The sequence below is a fragment of the Lysobacter sp. 05T417 genome (genome assembly GCF_056396405.1).
Map to the genome: position 1 here is coordinate 1 of NZ_JBFTLK010000014.1, position 1,940 is coordinate 1,940.

The 1,940-nt window shown below is 62.6% G+C and carries 1 protein-coding gene; it reads left to right on the forward strand.

The features are described from left to right. The first annotated feature begins 1,360 nt into the window (after positions 1–1,360). Complete coding sequence (locus AC1DER_RS17150) at positions 1,361–1,726, forward strand: hypothetical protein (RefSeq protein ID WP_477248558.1); 366 nt, start codon at positions 1,361–1,363, stop codon at positions 1,724–1,726. Positions 1,727–1,940: the final 214 nt, after the last annotated feature.

The window sequence follows — 1,940 nt, forward strand, 5'->3', positions numbered from 1 at the left end:
TCATTCAAGCCGACACCGCTCCGCGGTGCGGCTTAACTCTGGCGTTAGGCGAGTTGTCGCCGCTGTGCAGCCGTAAGGGCGTAGAGCCGCGCAGGTTGCGGATGCGTGGCGGGCGACTTCGCTAGCCCCTAGTCGCTCTTGTTGGGTACCGGCTCCGGAAAGGGGAGGGGCTGGTTCACAGGCCTCCGCAAGCTGATACATTTCGGGCCGGGGAAGGTCTAGGACATTTCCGGCGGCAGTTCTCGGCTCCGGTCACGACACTAGGCCTAACAAGTCATTCAAGCCGACACCGCTCCGCGGCGCGGCTTAACTCAGGCGTTAGGCACGTAGTCGCAGCCGTGCGGCCAGGTCGAGGGAGCGACGCGATGTTGGGGCTCATGCTCGCCCGCATTGTGCTTCGGTCATGCGTACAACGCCCCCAGTCGAGCTCATTGCCGGCGGCTGTCTTCCCCCTTCGGCAGGCCCCAGGTCTTCGGCGGCGCTAGGCACCGCGAGCTGATACATTCCCGCCCGGGGGTTAGGTCATGGAAGAGCAGCCGGCCGCAGTTCTTGGCTCCGGTTGCGGCGCTAGGCCTAACAGGTCATTCAAGCCGAACACCAATCGCTACGCGATTGATGTCGGCTTAACTCAGGCGTTAGGACTGTAGTCGCAGCGTTGCGGCCGGTTCGGCATCGAGTTGCTGTCTTGTCTGAGGGCGTTGGGGCTTGCTTCGGTTGCGCGCACAACGCCCCCAGCCGGCACCATTGACACCGTGTTTTGCCCGCTTCGGCCCGGTCCAGATCTTCGGCGGCGCCAGGCATCGCAAGCTGCTACATTTCCGGCCGGGGTTGGGTCATGGCAGAGCAGGCGGCCGCAGTTCTGGGCTCCGGTTGCGGCACTAGGCCTAACAAGTCATTCAAGCCGAACACCAATCGCTACGCGATTGCTGTCGGCTTAACTCAGGCGTTAGGCGCCATTTCCGATCACCTATGACGGACCCACTCTTTCAAGCACAAGCCACATTGCTTCCGGCGGCGCAACGATCCCGTCTGGTTCCTGGCTGGCGGCCTGTCATCTCTCCTATCGTCGAGGGCACGGGTAAACCCGATCCGACGGTCCCTTCGCTCGGCATTGCTTTCGTTAGTGGACCTGGCGCGGCTCAAATAGGTCCGCTCTTCTCCTGTTCGTTCCGCCTTCTGGCGTGGCCGGACCCTTTGTGCGATCGCATTGCTGCCGGGGTAGAGTTTGCGTTCTTAGAGGGCGTCACAGTCGTCGGCACTGGCAGGGTCGTTGCCGTGGGCCGCGGGGGTGGCGCCTAACAAGTCATTCAAGCCGACGCCGCTCCGCGGCGCGGCTTAACTCTGGCGTTAGGCGACACGGATGAAGCGCGATCAACTGATAGTCATCGTCCTCATCGCAACGTGGCCAATTGCTGGCCTCATCGAGCCTTTCACACCGAGCTACGGGCAGATCTATAACGAGGTCTCACTCGGCCACGCGCTGGTGCTCGCCATTCTGCTCTTTGCCTGGTGTAAGGCCCATGCATCGGATCGAGGAGTGACGGCGCCGACCGGCGCACCGTTGCTAGTGGCCTTGCTCGCGCCCGTCGGGCTTCCGTACTATTTCTTCAGATCCTTTACATGGAGGCGAGCTTCCGTAGGTCTGGCCAAGGCGCTGCTGGTCTTCTTGGGGTGTTGCGTGTTGTACGTGGGTGGCATGTATGTGGGGTCTCGGCTCGCCGCCTAACAATTCATTCAAGCCGACACCGCTCCGCGGTGCGGCTTAACTCTGGCGTTAGGACTGTAGTCGCGACGTTGCGGCCGGTCCGGGATCGACGCGCTGTCGTGTCTGAGGTCGTCGTGGTTTTGCTTCGGTTGCGCGCACAACGCCCCCAGCCTCGGCCATTTGGGGCAGCATTTTTCCCGCTTCGGCCGGGGGCCCTGTCTTCGGCGGCATTGGG